This window comes from Spirochaetota bacterium, assembly GCA_004297825.1.
In the GTDB taxonomy this organism is placed as follows: Bacteria; Spirochaetota; UBA4802; order UBA4802; family UBA5368; genus FW300-bin19.
Map to the genome: position 1 here is coordinate 54,221 of SCSX01000047.1, position 13,884 is coordinate 68,104.

The 13,884-nt window shown below is 62.3% G+C and carries 12 protein-coding genes; 11 read left to right on the top strand and 1 reads right to left on the bottom strand.

Annotated features, from left to right (window positions below):
* Positions 1 to 32 precede the first annotated feature (32 nt).
* The 11 genes from EPN93_09660 to ftsZ all read left to right on the top strand — a co-directional run bounded on the left by EPN93_09660 (position 33) and on the right by ftsZ (position 12,773).
* Positions 33 to 314 (top strand): hypothetical protein, encoded by a 282-nt coding sequence (locus tag EPN93_09660; GenBank protein TAL35713.1) that lies wholly within the window; start codon positions 33 to 35, stop codon positions 312 to 314.
* On the top strand, positions 311 to 1,846 hold the full coding sequence (locus tag EPN93_09665; GenBank protein ID TAL35714.1) for a UDP-N-acetylmuramoyl-L-alanyl-D-glutamate--2,6-diaminopimelate ligase: 1,536 nt from the start codon (positions 311 to 313) through the stop codon (positions 1,844 to 1,846). The genes EPN93_09660 and EPN93_09665 overlap by 4 nt, the downstream gene beginning before the upstream one ends.
* On the top strand, positions 1,843 to 3,231 hold the full coding sequence (locus EPN93_09670) for a UDP-N-acetylmuramoyl-tripeptide--D-alanyl-D-alanine ligase (protein ID TAL35715.1): 1,389 nt from the start codon (positions 1,843 to 1,845) through the stop codon (positions 3,229 to 3,231). The genes EPN93_09665 and EPN93_09670 overlap by 4 nt, the downstream gene beginning before the upstream one ends.
* Before the next feature lie 10 nt (positions 3,232 to 3,241).
* Positions 3,242 to 4,327, top strand: a complete 1,086-nt coding sequence (locus EPN93_09675) for a phospho-N-acetylmuramoyl-pentapeptide-transferase (protein TAL35716.1) — start codon at positions 3,242 to 3,244, stop codon at positions 4,325 to 4,327.
* Positions 4,328 to 4,510: 183 nt separating this feature from the next.
* Positions 4,511 to 5,914 carry a UDP-N-acetylmuramoyl-L-alanine--D-glutamate ligase gene (murD, locus tag EPN93_09680; GenBank protein TAL35717.1) on the top strand — a complete coding sequence of 468 codons (1,404 nt, stop codon included), beginning with the start codon at positions 4,511 to 4,513 and terminating at the stop codon, positions 5,912 to 5,914.
* Positions 5,728 to 7,065, top strand: coding sequence for a putative lipid II flippase FtsW (ftsW, locus tag EPN93_09685; protein TAL35718.1), 1,338 nt, complete (start codon positions 5,728 to 5,730; stop codon positions 7,063 to 7,065). Before murD ends, ftsW begins: the two co-directional genes overlap by 187 nt.
* On the top strand, positions 7,062 to 8,180 hold the full coding sequence (locus EPN93_09690; GenBank protein ID TAL35719.1) for a UDP-N-acetylglucosamine--N-acetylmuramyl-(pentapeptide) pyrophosphoryl-undecaprenol N-acetylglucosamine transferase: 1,119 nt from the start codon (positions 7,062 to 7,064) through the stop codon (positions 8,178 to 8,180). Before ftsW ends, EPN93_09690 begins: the two co-directional genes overlap by 4 nt.
* 12 nt (positions 8,181 to 8,192) lie before the next feature.
* Entirely contained in the window at positions 8,193 to 9,572 is a 1,380-nt protein-coding gene (locus EPN93_09695; protein TAL35720.1) for a UDP-N-acetylmuramate--L-alanine ligase, read from the top strand.
* Positions 9,569 to 10,282: a hypothetical protein gene (locus EPN93_09700; GenBank protein TAL35721.1), complete on the top strand. Its 714-nt coding sequence runs from the start codon at positions 9,569 to 9,571 to the stop codon at positions 10,280 to 10,282. Before EPN93_09695 ends, EPN93_09700 begins: the two co-directional genes overlap by 4 nt.
* An 18-nt stretch (positions 10,283 to 10,300) precedes the next feature.
* Positions 10,301 to 11,533 carry a cell division protein FtsA gene (ftsA, locus tag EPN93_09705; protein ID TAL35722.1) on the top strand — a complete coding sequence of 411 codons (1,233 nt, stop codon included), beginning with the start codon at positions 10,301 to 10,303 and terminating at the stop codon, positions 11,531 to 11,533.
* A 52-nt stretch (positions 11,534 to 11,585) separates the two neighbouring features.
* The gene (gene ftsZ / locus EPN93_09710) at positions 11,586 to 12,773 is read left to right on the top strand and encodes a cell division protein FtsZ (protein ID TAL35723.1); all 1,188 of its coding nucleotides are present in this window, start codon (positions 11,586 to 11,588) and stop codon (positions 12,771 to 12,773) included.
* A gap of 182 nt (positions 12,774 to 12,955) precedes the next feature.
* Here the strand turns inward: ftsZ and EPN93_09715 are convergent, their stop codons facing one another.
* Positions 12,956 to 13,864, bottom strand: coding sequence for an AraC family transcriptional regulator (locus tag EPN93_09715; GenBank protein ID TAL35724.1), 909 nt, complete (start codon positions 13,862 to 13,864; stop codon positions 12,956 to 12,958).
* Positions 13,865 to 13,884 lie beyond the last annotated feature (20 nt).

The window sequence follows — 13,884 nt, forward strand, 5'->3', positions numbered from 1 at the left end:
AGGAGAATGCGCATCCCCCCGGGAGTCGGGATTTGACGGAGGCCGTTACGAGATATATAGGAATAGTCGTTACCATCATTGTCTTCGTGGTGCTGTACGTGTGGCAGAACATCGAGGTGATGAAGATGAAGATGGAATACCGGAGGGGCGTACGGATCGAGAAGCAGCTCGTCAAGGAAAACGACCGCCTGCATTACGAGATAGAGCGGATGCGCAGACTCGACAGGATAGAGAAATACGCGCAGGGGGCGGGGCTCAGGTACCTGGGTCCCCAGGATTTCGACGTGATCACCGTGAAGCAGAAAGGGAAATGACAGGGAAAAATCAAATTGCGCCCGTTGACCTGGATGCGCTGCTGGAGCGCTGCGGCGGCATGGTCCTGCGCGCGGACTGCGGCGCGGACCGGATAATTTCTTCCATAGAGTATAATTCCTCGAAGGTGCAGCCGGGCTCCCTCTTCGCCGCCATCCAGGGATTTCAGAGCGACGGCCACGCGTACGTCGAGGACGCTATCGGGCGCGGCGCGGCTGCGGTGCTCGTGTCGGCCTCGCGTGCGACGGAGTTTGCCCGCACGGGGGGACGCGGGGTTGCGCTCCTTCTAGCCGAGAACACGCGGGCGGGATTGTCGCGCCTTTCGGCCGCGTTCTGCGGCTTTCCCGCCCGGGGGCTCACGGTGATCGGGATCACCGGCACAAACGGGAAGACCTCCATCACCTATATGCTCGAATCGATCTGCCGGGAGGCGGGCCGCGTCCCCGGGGTGATCGGCACCGTCGATTACCGGTGGCGCGGGAAATCGGTGGCCGCCCCCAATACCACGCCGGAATCGAAGGACCTCCAGGAGCTTATCCGCGCCATGGCCGGCGACGGTGTGGACACGGTCGTCATGGAAGTTTCGTCGCACGCGCTCAAGCTCAACCGCGCGGACGATATCGAGCCCAATGTCGCGGTGTTCACCAACCTCACACGCGACCATATGGACTTCCACCCCGATTTCGAGGACTACTTCGAAGCGAAGAAGCGGCTTTTCGCGCTCGTGCAGGCGTGCGGCAAGGAGCGGAAGGCGGGCGTGGTGAACGCGGACGACGAGTACGGCGCGCGCATCCTCTCCGGGAGCGGCGCGTATACCTACCCGGTGCACGCGCTGTCGGCGCGGGGGGAGGCGGCGTACGCGGTGGAGCCGGGGAGCATCGTCAACACGATCGAGGGCGTGCGCTACGCGCTCGCCCGCCCGGTGAAGGGGGCGGAAATCCGGCTTCGCGTGCCGGGGACCTTCCAGGTGTACAATTCGCTGTGCGCGCTGGGCGCGGCCCACGCGCTGGGCCTGCCCTGGGACGCGATCGTGCGCGGGCTCGAGAAGGTCGAATCGATCCCCGGGCGCTTCGACTGCGTGCGCTCCGGCATGGGCTTCAGCGCGATCGTCGACTATGCGCACACGGGCGATGCGCTCGAGAAGCTCCTGGAATCGGCGCGCGAGCTGGCGGCGGGGAGGCTCATCACCGTGTTCGGGTGCGGCGGGGATCGCGACAGGACCAAGCGTCCCCTCATGGGCGATATCGCGTCACGGCTTAGCGACCGGGTCATCGTCACGAGCGACAATCCCCGCACCGAGGTGCCGGACGCGATCATCCGCGACATCCTCGCGGGAATCACGGGAAAGAATTTCGAGATCGAGCCGGACCGTGAAAAGGCGATACGGGAAGCGATCTTCATGGCGCGCCCGGGCGACCTGGTCGTGATCGCCGGCAAGGGCCACGAGGACTACCAGATCACGGGTACCGTTAAGCGCCATTTCGACGACCGCGAGATCGCGCGCGCGTTCATGCGCGAGAGGGAGGCGGGATGAGGGTCCCGTTCGAATCCACCGCGGGCCGCGTCGCCGCGATGTGCGGCGGAAGGCTCGTGCAGGGCGGTGCGGACACGCGCATATCCTGCGTGAGCACCGATTCCCGCGACCCCGGCTCCGGCGGCCTGTTCGTTCCGCTCAGGGGCGAGCGCTTCGACGGGCATGAGTATATCGGCGCCCTCGCGCGCGACCATGCCGTGAACGCGTTCATGACGATGCGGGACGGGGACGATGAAACCGCGCGCATCCACGGCTGCGCCTGCATCCGCTGCGAAGATACCCTCGCCGCGCTGGGAAGGCTTGCGGCCTCGCACCGCGCGGCGCTTTCCCCGGTCGTCGCGGGGATCACCGGCACTAACGGCAAGACCACCACGAAGGAAATGCTCTGGGCGCTCCTGGACGAGAACGAGAGCTGCCTCAAGAACGAGAAAAACTACAACAACGAGATCGGCGTGCCGTGCACGCTCCTGGGACTTGCCCCCCGGCACCGGCACGCGGTCATCGAGCTCGGGATGAACCACGCCGGCGAGATCGACCGCCTGGCCAGGATCGTGCGGCCCGACGTCGCCCTGATCACCAACGTGGGCGAGGGGCACCTGGAATTCCTGGGTAGCGTGGAGGGCGTCGCGCAGGCCAAGGCCGAGATCATGAACGGGATGCGTCCCGGTGCGAAAATATTCATCAACGCCGATTCCGCGTACGCCGACACCCTGCGCGCACGCGCCGTGGAACGGGAACTTCGCCCCGTGAGCTTCGGGCTCGCCGCGGGCGCGGACATACGGCCGGATTCGTATTCCCTTTCCACGGGCGAGATACGGCTCACGCTGGACGGGGAGGAGTACGCCGCGCCCGTCTACGGGATCCACAACGTGTACAACGCCCTGGGCGCGCTCGCGGTGGCGCGCGAGCTGGGCGTGACGTCTGCCCGGATGAAGGCGGCGCTTGCCGGGGTCCGGAACGTCGACATGCGCGGACAGGTCGTGCAGCGCGAATACACCGTCGTGAACGATACGTATAACTCGAACCCGCTTTCCTCGCGCTCCGCGCTCGCGTCCATAAAGGAAATCTTCCCCGGCGCGCGCAAGGTGGCGGTGCTTTCGGACATGAAGGAGCTCGGGGACCAGGCGCCGCGGTACCACCGGGAGACCGGCAAGGCGGTGGCGGATAACGGGTTCGCCCTTTTGTGCACCTGGGGGGAACTCGCGCGCCATATCGCAGAGGGGGCGCGTGCGGCCGGGATGGGGAACGGCGCCGTGCACCATTTCGAAACGAAAGACGACCTGGCCGCATTCCTGGCAGAAAACGTCCGCGGGGGCGACGTGGTCCTCGTCAAGGGTTCGCGATCGATGAAGATGGAGGAGATAGCGGAGCGCTTGCTCCGTTAAGGGGAACGATATGTTTTATCACTTACTGCTGCCGCTCAAGGAATATCTCTCGTACCTGAGGCTCTTCAAGTACATCACGTTCCGCTCGGCCCTGGCCGCGCTCACTGCGCTCGTGATCGTGCTCATTTTCGGAAGGCTCATCATCCGCGGGCTCCAGCGCCTCAAGTTCGGCGAACAGATCCGCGACCTGGGACCGGAGAGCCACAAGAGCAAGGCGGGCACGCCCACGATGGGGGGCGTCATCATCCTGGGGGCCGTGCTCGCGTCGATCCTCCTGTGGGGGAATTTTTCGAGCCATTACCTGATCATCCTGATCGTGTCCACGCTCCTGCTGGGGGCGCTTGGATTCGCGGACGACTACATCAAGTCCATAAAAAAGAACAAGAACGGCGTCCCCGCGCGCATGAAGCTTCTCGTCCAGTTCCTGGTGGCGTTAGGCGCGGCCGGCGCGGTCTACCTGTACCCCTCCGCCCGCGAGCATGTGACCGACCTCTTCGTCCCCTTCATGAACGAGGCGATCCTGGACATGGGGCTCATGTGGGTTGTGTTCGCGATGATCGTCATCGTGGGCTTCTCGAACGCGGTGAACCTCACCGACGGGCTTGACGGCCTGGCAATCGGCAACATGGCAATCGTGACGGTCGTGCTGGCGATCATGTGCTATCTCTCGGGTCATTCGAGGATCGCCTCGTACCTGCGCATACCCTACATACCGGACAGCGCGGAGCTCACCGTGTTTCTTTCGGCGCTCATCGGGGCGAGCCTTGGGTTCCTCTGGTTCAATTCGAACCCGGCATCGGTCTTCATGGGGGACACGGGGGCGCTGGCCCTGGGCGGCGTCGTGGGCGTCGTGGGCATCATGATAAAGAAGGAAATATTCCTGGTGATCGTGGGCGGCGTGTTCGTGGTCGAGGCGCTCTCGGTGATCATTCAGGTGGCGTCATTCAGGCTCAGGAAAAAGCGCGTCTTCAAGATGGCGCCCATCCATCACCACTTCGAGCTCTCGGGCATGCCCGAGCAGAAGGTGGTGGTGTGCATGTGGATACTCGGAATCGTGCTCGCGATCCTGGGATTAAGCTCGTTGAAGATATTGTAGACCCCCGCACCCCCGGAGGGGGCAAGGAGGAGGCGGATGTTGGTAAATCCGTATATGGGGTAAATAAAGTAAAGGGGTGTCTCATAACGCCCCCCAACCCCCCAAAGGGGGGCTTTAACAAACCGGAAGGCGATAAACAAGTCCCCCTCCGGGGGATTTAGGGGGCTTTGGGGTCATCTTCATATGAAAAGAAAAATGAACGGACACACGGAACATACATCGGTACTCGTCGTGGGACTGGGTTACAGAACCGGGCTCGCCGCGGCGAACTTCCTGCACGCGCGCGGCAGCCGCGTGGCGGTGAGCGACGTTAAAAGCGAAAAGGATCTGGCGCCGATAACAGGAAAGCTCGCGCGCGGGGTGCGCGTGTTCGCGGGAAACCAGGATCCCTCGATCCTGGACGAGGGCTTCGACCTGCTGGTCCTCTCTCCCGGCGTGCCGCAGACGATCCCGCTCGTCGCCGATGCGCGCCGCCGGGGTATCCCGGTCATCGCCGAGATCGAGCTTGCGTACCGATACATCAGGGGGAAAATCATCGCCATCACCGGCACCGACGGCAAGTCGACGACGACGACGCTCACCGGCCATATCCTCGCGGAGATGGGGGAGCACGCGTTCGTGGGAGGGAATATCGGCATCCCGCTCATCTCGCTCGTCGATAGGACGACCGATGAATCGGTGAGCGTGGTGGAGCTCTCGTCATTCCAGCTCGAGACCGTGGAGGAGTTCACCCCCGACGTCGCGGCCGTGCTGAACGTCACGCCCGACCACCTAGACCGCTACGACGGCATGGAGAGCTATTTCGCCGCGAAGATGCGCATCGTGAAAAACCAGGGCGTGGACGATTACCTCGTCTACAACCTGGACGACGCCAGGGTCGCCGCGTCCGCCTCCGGGGTGAACGCCCGTGCCTATTCCTTTTCGCTTTCGGACCGGCGGGCCGACGCCTATTGCGAACACGGCGCGGTGTACCTGCGCACGGGGGAACGCAGCGAGCGCGTGCTGGAAGCCTCCGCGCTCCAGATCATGGGCGTGCATAACGTCCAGAACGCGATGGCGGCCCTGCTCATGGTGCGCGCGGTGTTCGCGAAGTCGGGCAGGGCGTTCGACGCGGCGCGCGCCGCGTCGGCCTGCGCCTCGTTCAAGGGGCTCGCGCACCGCATGGAGCGGCTCGGGGATTTTGAGGGGCGTCTCTTCATAAACGATTCAAAGGCGACGACGGTGGGCGCGGTCGAGATGGCGCTCCGGAGCCTCGCCTCGCAGGGCGTGCTCATCCTGGGAGGGCGCACCAAGGGCGACGACTATTCCAGGCTCCGCGCGGTGCTTCCCGGCAGGGTGAAGGCGCTTGTGTTCATAGGCGAGTCGGCGGACGAGTTCGCGGAAATTTTCAAGGGGTTCGCGTGCGAAAAGGCATCGTCCATGGACGAGGCCGTCGCCCGGGCGATGAGGCTATCGGCCCCCGGCGACGCCGTGCTCCTTTCCCCCGCGTGCGCGTCGTTCGACTGGTTCAAAAATTTCGAGGAGCGCGGCGACGCGTTCCGCGTGTCGTTCAAAAAGCTTGGGAGGGGGGAGATCGCGTGGACCTGAAATCGGTCATCGATACCCGGCGCAGGGCCGAGCCCGACCTGGTGCTCTTCACCCTGGTGCTCGTCCTCGCGGGAATCGGCATCGCGATGAGCTACAGCGCGAGCGCCGCGTTCGCGATCAGGACGTTCGGCGACGCGCTCCATTTCCTGAAGCGCCAGCTCGCCTGGATCGTGCTGGGGTCGGCGGCGCTCTTCGTGGTGCAGGGCATCGACTACAAGATATACGCGCGCTACACGCGCCTTATGCTCCTGGGGGTGCTTCTCCTCCTCGTGATCGTGCTCATTCCGGGACTCGGGCACAGCGCGAAGGGGAGCGCGCGCTGGCTGGGGTTTGGCGGGCTGGGGATACAGCCCTCCGAGTTCGTAAAGATCGCCGTGGTCATCTACCTCGCGAAGGTATTCTCCACCGAGTACGACGGCGTCGTGAACCACGTGATCCAGATACTCGTCCCCATGATCATCGTCGCGATCATGTTCGTGCTCATCATGATGCAGCCGGATTTCGGCACCGCGATCACGCTCGTCTCGGTCTCGGCGATCATCCTGTTCGTCTCGGGATTCCCCTTCATGTATATCCTGATGCTCGGCATCATAAGCATACCCATGTTCTACCTGCTCGTCTACCAGGTGAGCTACCGGCGCGAGCGCATCTTCGCGTTCCTGAACCCGTGGAGAAACCGCTACGGCATAGGCTACCACGTGATCCAGTCCTTCACCGCGTTCAAGAAGGGCGGGTTCCTGGGCGAGGGACTGGGGAACGGCACCCAGAAGCTGGGAAGGCTCCCCGAACCTCACACGGACTTCATCTTCGCGGTGATCGCGGAGGAGGCGGGGCTCCTGGGGACGCTCGTCATCGTGGGACTTTTCTGCGCGCTCTTCTGGCGTGGCATGAAAATCGCGCTCGCGGCGCCGGACGAATTCGGCAGGCTCCTGGCCATGGGGATCACGCTCCTGCTCGTGGTGCAGGCGTTCACCAACATCGCGGTCGTGACCGGGAGCCTTCCCACGACGGGGATTCCGCTCCCGTTCATCTCGTACGGGGGCTCGTCCATGCTCACGAGCATGATCGGGGTCGGCATACTGTTGAACATATCGCGCTACCGCGAGGCGGCGCCGGAGAATCTTAAGGGCGGCATAGAGGTGTGGCAATGAAACCGGAATGTGTACTGATCACCGGAGGCGGGACCGGGGGGCATCTCTCCCCGGGTATCGCCCTCTACGAGGAATTCACGGCGAAAAACATACAGGCGTACATGCTCGCGGGGAAGAGGGACGCGCGGTTCACCTATCTCAAGGAGTTGGGGGAAGGGCACCTGCTCCTGTACGGCGCGCCCTCCTTCACGAAGAACCCGCTCAAGCTCCCGTTTTTCCTGCTCGCGTTCGGTTTCGCCGTTATGCGCGCTATGCGGATCATCCGCAAAACCGGGGCCCAGGCGGTGGTCGGCATGGGGGGATACGTATCGGGACCCGCACTCATCGCGGCGCGGTTCAAGGGGGTTCCGATATACCTGTGCGAGCAGAACACGGTTCCCGGGAGGGTCACCTCGTTCTTCGCGAAAAAGGCGGCGCGCGTGTTCACCACCTTCGAGGCGACCGCGAACTATTTCAAGAAGGACGTCGCGCAAAAACTGCTCCCCGCGGGGAATCCGATACGCAAGAAGATCCTCGCGCAGGTCGACCGGGACACGGCGCGCAGGCACTTCAACCTGCGTCACTGCAAGCGGGTCGTGCTCGCGATCGGCGGGAGCCAGGGGGCGCTCCGGATCAACGAGCTCATGCTCGGCCTCAAGCGGCAGTTCCCACGCGACTTCCAGGAGACGGGCATCATCTGGAGCACGGGGGACCTGAGCTTCCGGAAGTACAAGGACCAGGTCCACGCCTCCAACAACGCGGGCTCGGTCTATATGTCCCCCTTCATCGAGGAGGTGACGCTGGCCTACCGCGCGAGCGACCTGGCGATCAGCCGCGCGGGCTCGGGGGTCATGATGGAGATCGCGGCGATGGGGCTTCCCTCGGTGCTCATCCCGTTCCCCTTCGCGGCGCAGGACCACCAGGACAAGAACGCGGACGTGTTCGCGGAGGCGGGGGCGAGCCTCAAGATTTCCAACAGCGACGCCGCCCCTGAAAAGGCGGGCCCCGCGATCCTTGAGCTTTTAAACAATCCCTCGCGCCTGCAGCGCATGGCCGCGCGTGCGCTCGAGGTCGCGAAGCCGGACGCGGCGGCGGACATAGTCAAAACGATCATGAGCGATATCGCACAACGGTAAAGGGGCGGAAACGTGTTTCGTAAATCGAACAAAATGCATTTTATCGGGATAGGCGGGATCGGCATGAGCGGGATCGCCGAGATCCTCATCAACCTGGGGTACGAGGTTTCGGGCTCGGATCTCCGGGAATCGGAACAGACGAAGCGCCTGGCGGCGCTCGGGGCGAAAATTTATATCGGACACCGGTCCTCGAATATCGGCGACTACAGCGTGGTGGTAAGCTCGAGCGCCATCAGCGCGGCCAACCCGGAGGTCGCCGAGGCGCGCGCACGCAGGATACCGATCGTCCACCGCTCCGAGATGCTCGCCGAGCTCGTGCGTCTCAAGCACGGCGTGGGCGTCGCCGGCACGCACGGCAAGACCACGACCTCCAGCATGCTCGCCTACGTCCTCTATGCGGGCGGGATGAACCCCACCTCGGTCATAGGCGGGAAGGTGCTTAACTTCGGCACCAACGCGAAGATTGGCCAGGGGGAATACATCGTCTTCGAGGCGGACGAGTCCGACGGCTCGTTCCTGCGCCTCATGCCCACGATCGCCGTCGTCACGAATATAGACGCCGATCACCTGGACCACTACAAGTATTTCGAGGCAATCAAGGAAGCCTTCCTCACCTACATCAACAACGTGCCCTTTTACGGGTTCTCGGCCCTGTGCGCGGACGACAACGTCATCGCCGAGCTCCTGCCCCGGATCGATCGCCCCTACGTCACCTACGGGTTCTCCGAGGGCGCGGATTTCCGCGCGCGCGACGTGCGCGCCGCGAACGGCTCCACCTCCTACGACGCGTATTACAAGGACGACCCCCTGGGCACGATCACGCTGAACCTGCTGGGGCGCCACAACGTCGTGAACTCGCTGGCGGTGGTCGCGGTGGCGCTCGACCTGGGAATGAGCTTCAAGGCGATCCGGGACGGGATCGCGCAGTTCCGCGGCGTGGGCCGCAGGATGGAGAGGATCGGTGAGGAGCGCGGCGTACTCGTCATGGACGATTACGGGCACCATCCCACCGAGGTACGCGCGACGCTCGAAGCCATGAAGGGACTGGGACGGCGCATCGTCGCAATCTTCCAGCCCCACCGCTATTCCCGCACCCAGGTGCTCTGGGACGATTTCGGCCAGTGTTTTCCCAACGCCGATATACTCTTCCTCACCGAGATCTACCCGGCGGGGGAGGAGCCCGTCGAGGGCGTATCGAGCGCGCTCATCGCGGGCTCGGTGAAGAAGCACGAGGGACGCGACGTGCCCGTGATCGGGAGGCTTGACGAGATCCCGTCCGCGGTGCTTCCGGGCCTGCGCGAGGGGGACGTGGTCCTCACCCTGGGCGCGGGCGACATCTACAAGGCGGGGCCCATGATACTTGCGGCGCTCAGGGAGAGAGGCAAGGCATGAGGCGCAGATGCGCACAACGGTCCGCCGCGGCGGCTCTCATGATCGCGATGCTCTTCGCGACCGACAGCCGCGTGGACGCCTTCCGCGACGTGCGCAGGGTTAAGGCCGTGGAGTTCCGGGGCACGAAGCTTCTCTCCAAGGCCGAGCTCGTGAAGGACGTGGAAACCCGCGTCGAGGCGGACGGCATCGTGATAGACGTTGACGGGCTCCGCAGCCACCTGGACAAATTTCTCATGGTCCAGTCGTATCGGGTCTTCGAGGACGGCGACCGCCTCGTGGTCCAGGTAACCGAGAACGAGCCGGAATGGGTGCTCGCGGTGAAGAAGGAAGACGGGATCGTGCCGTTCGAGGTGGACGCGAAGCTGCGCGTCATCTCGGTGCACCGGGTACACGCCGTCGACAAGCCGCTCATCATAGTGGCGCCCGAGGAGATCGGCAGCGGCCGCCTGTCCGAGAGGCTCAGGAAGGCGATCGCGTTCATGAACGAGATGAAAACGACGGCACCCGCGCTCATGCGGGAGCTCGAGGAGATAGACCTCACCGCGCTTCCCCGCGCGCGCGTGATGCTGAAGCAGAGGCGCACCAGGTTCAACCTGCGCTTCTCGGCGGGGGGATTCGCGGTCTTGAGCTGTGTTGCCGGCTACCTGGACTCCAGGCGCTCGTACCCCGAGAGCGCGGAGATCTACGCCGGGCGCGCGGCCATGAAGTGAGACACGGAGGAACGTGCGATGACAGTTGAAAACGCGATAGTCGGACTCGACATCGGCACCACCAAGACCTGCGCGGTTATCGGGTACCTGAACGAGAACGGGCAGGTCGAGGTCGCCGGCGTGGGGGTCGCTCCCTCGCGGGGCCTCAAGAACGGGGTCATCGTCAATATCGACAACACGGTCGCGTCCATCGTGAAGGCGATCGAGGACGCGGAGCTCATGGCCGGCACCGAGGTGGGCGTCGTCTACGTGGGCGTTACCGGCCAGCACATAAAAGGGGAAAACTCGAAGGGCGTGGTCGCGATCACGAACCGGTCACGCACCATCAACCCGATCGAGATCAAGCGCGTCATCGAGGCGGCGCAGGCGATCGTGATCCCGGTGGACCGCGAGATCATCCACGTGCTTTCCAAGGAATTCGCCGTGGACGACCAGACCGGCATCAAGGACCCCATCGGCATGAGCGGCGTGCGGCTCGAGGCGGAGGTGCACATCATCACCGGCGCGACCACGAGCATCCAGAATCTGGTCAAGTCGGTGAACCGCGCGGGCTACCAGTGCGCCGACATCATATTCGCGCCCCTCGCCTCGGCGGAGGCGGTGCTCTCGCGCGACGAGAAGGAGCTGGGCGTCGCGCTCGTCGATATCGGCGGCGGAACGACCGATATCATCGTCTACATAGAAGGCGGGGTTTCCTATACCTCGGTCATCTCGATCGGGGGAATCCACGTGACCAACGATATATCTATCGGACTGCGAACGCCTATTGAGTCCGCCGAGGTCATAAAGAAGACGTACGGGTGCTCCGTGGTGGACATCGTGGACGCGTCCGAGACCATCGAGGTTCCCTCGGTGGGCGGACGCGCGCCCCGCAGGCTTTTCCGCCAGGAGCTCGCGCAGATAATCGAGCCGCGCATGCTTGAGATCATGGAGCTCATCGACCGGGAGCTCATGAAGAGCGGCAGGAAGGAGATACTCGCGGCGGGGATCGTGCTCACCGGCGGGGGCAGCATGATCGAGGGCTGCGTGGACGCGGCCGAGCGCGTCTTCAACATGCCGGTGCGCGTGGGCATTCCACGCGAGATCGCCGGGCTCAGGGACGTGGTGGGCACCCCGCAGTACGCGAACGGCACGGGGATACTCAAGTACGGCGTCAAGATGAGCCAGTTCGCCGGAAAATCCGGCGGGCGCGGTGAGTCGAAGGCTGGCATAGGCGAGCGCATAAAAAAGTTTTTAGAAAACTATTTATAGTTGATTTTTTGAAAGTGTATGTGACATAATCACAGAAAACAGGGGGGAGATGATGTTCAGACTGGAAGAGGAAAAACCATTGACGACGATCATCAAGGTGGTCGGCGTGGGCGGCGCCGGAACGAACGCCGTCAACAGGATGATCTCGACGGGTATGGAAGGGGTCGAGTTCATCGTCGTGAACACCGATTCTCAGCAGCTGCGCGATTCCCTCGCGCCCGTCAAGATCCAGATAGGGTCCAAGCTCACCAGGGGCCTGGGCGCGGGCGCCGATCCCAACGTGGGCAAGGACGCCGCGAACGAGGACCGCGACAAGCTCACCAAGGCCCTGAAGGGGGCCGACATGGTCTTCATCACCGCGGGCATGGGCGGCGGGACCGGAACGGGGGCCGCCCCCGTCGTGGCCGATGTCGCCAAGGAGCAGAACGCGCTCGCCGTCGGGGTGGTCACCAAGCCCTTCCGCGCCGAGGGCAAGAAGCGCATGGAGCGCGCCGAGGACGGCATCCGCAACCTCAAGGAGAAGGTGGACACCCTGATCACCGTTCCCAACGAGCTTTTATTGAAGATCATCGACAAGAAAACCCCGATAGACGACGCCTTCAAGCTCGCGGACGACATTCTCCGGCAGGGCGTGCAGGGAATAAGCGACCTCATCATGGTCACCGGGCTCGTGAACGTCGACTTCGCGGACGTCCGCACCGTTATGCGGGAGACCGGGGACGCGCTCATGGGCGTGGGGATAGGCTCGGGCGAGAACAAGGCGGTGGACGCGACCCGCATGGCCATCGCGAGCCCGCTCCTCGAGGAGATCAGCATCGAGGGCGCGAAGGCGGTGCTCATCAACATCGCCGGCGGGAACGACCTGTCGCTGCACGAGGTGAACGAGGTGAACAACATCATCTCGAGCCAGGTGGACCCGGAGGCGAACATCATATTCGGCACCACGATCGACCCGGCCCTGGACGAGCGCGTGCGCGTTACCGTCATCGCGACCGGTTTCGACCGCAAGAAGAACATGCTCCAGCGCAGGCCGGAGGCCGAATCCGCCCCCAGGAACGGCACATCCCTCACCCTGATCGAGGGCAAAAAGGAAGGTCAGAACAAGACCGAGCGAAGGGTTCCCGTGGACAACAAGACGTTTTCGCTCGACTACGAGCGGCGGCGCCTGCGCGAGAACGGCCGGGAGCTCTCAAGCGAGGATCTGGATATTCCGGCGTTTTTGAGAAGGCACATGGATTAATCAGAGACACTTCTTCCCTGTTGAGATAATGAAATCCCCGCGCCATGAACATGGCGGCGGGGAATTTTTTTTTGCCGTAGTGATATTATAATATGTATTGAATGTGGAATCTCCAACAAAGGATATGCCAATGCGATAACAAAAAGGCCGTATGTCAAATATCAAGCCCCTGGCTTGGGGGCTTATGCGTATGCTTGCAGATTTACCATATGTTGTCCGCGAAGGTTTGCCACATCCTTTGCCGGGGTTACGCCAAACAAGCGTTTGTACTCTCTGTTAAACTGCGAAGGGCTTTCGTATCCCACCTGTAGTGCGGCTATATTGACATTTAGTCCATCCTGAATCATAAGGGTGCGCGCCTTGTGCAGACGGACATTTTTGATATACTGCAGGGGGGAAGTATCGGTCACTGCTTTAAAGCTTATGTGAAATGTCGAGCTGCTCATGTCTATCTCTTTTGCCAGTTTTTCGATGTCGAAATTATTGCTGTATGACTCATGGATTTTCTGTAGTACCTTTGCTATCTGGAAAAAGCGCCTGTTGCGGTGGGCAAGGGCCTGGAGGATCTCTCCTTTTTCGCCCTGTAGTACCCGATAGATAATTTCTCTTTTAATCATCGGTGCCAGCACCTTTTTGTCCTGAGGGTCGGCGACAGCTAATAAGAGCCGTCCGGTTGCGTCATAAAGCGCTTCATTCATTGGAGCGCCATATATCCCCCGTGGCAGAGATTGAGTTTCCTGCCGGCTATCCCCCATATCCAATAATATCTCTCCAACTTCTATCGGGTCAATGGTAATTGTTAAGCCCAGTATGGGCTTGCCCGGCTCGGTTCTTCCTTCGCAGTCCATCGGCAAGGGAACGGGAAGAACAAGATAATGTGAAGAGTCGTAGGTATATACGTCGTTTCCAAGGCAGGCCCGTTTTTCTCCCTGCGCCAGAATAATGATTTCGGAATTATACGAGTAGGGCGTTCGGGGAAACGAACGTTCGATTCGAAATAACGAAAGCCCCTTTATTGAAGTAGTGAGGGAAGTTTCGCCGGGCATAATGTCCGTAAGCAGTGTGATTAATTCATTCTGTTTTTTATGCATTTGTAACTACCGATCATGCT

Excerpts from the sequence above, each read along its gene's own strand:
- EPN93_09715 (TAL35724.1), bottom strand. The coding sequence starts at position 13,864 with ATGCATAAAAAACAGAATGAATTAATCACACTGCTTACGGACATTATG.
- EPN93_09665 (TAL35714.1), top strand. The coding sequence starts at position 311 with ATGACAGGGAAAAATCAAATTGCGCCCGTTGACCTGGATGCGCTGCTG.
- EPN93_09690 (TAL35719.1), top strand. The coding sequence starts at position 7,062 with ATGAAACCGGAATGTGTACTGATCACCGGAGGCGGGACCGGGGGGCAT.
- EPN93_09675 (TAL35716.1), top strand. The coding sequence starts at position 3,242 with ATGTTTTATCACTTACTGCTGCCGCTCAAGGAATATCTCTCGTACCTG.
- EPN93_09700 (TAL35721.1), top strand. The coding sequence starts at position 9,569 with ATGAGGCGCAGATGCGCACAACGGTCCGCCGCGGCGGCTCTCATGATC.
- ftsZ (TAL35723.1), top strand. The coding sequence starts at position 11,586 with ATGTTCAGACTGGAAGAGGAAAAACCATTGACGACGATCATCAAGGTG.
- ftsA (TAL35722.1), top strand. The coding sequence starts at position 10,301 with ATGACAGTTGAAAACGCGATAGTCGGACTCGACATCGGCACCACCAAG.
- murD (TAL35717.1), top strand. The coding sequence starts at position 4,511 with ATGAAAAGAAAAATGAACGGACACACGGAACATACATCGGTACTCGTC.
- EPN93_09670 (TAL35715.1), top strand. The coding sequence starts at position 1,843 with ATGAGGGTCCCGTTCGAATCCACCGCGGGCCGCGTCGCCGCGATGTGC.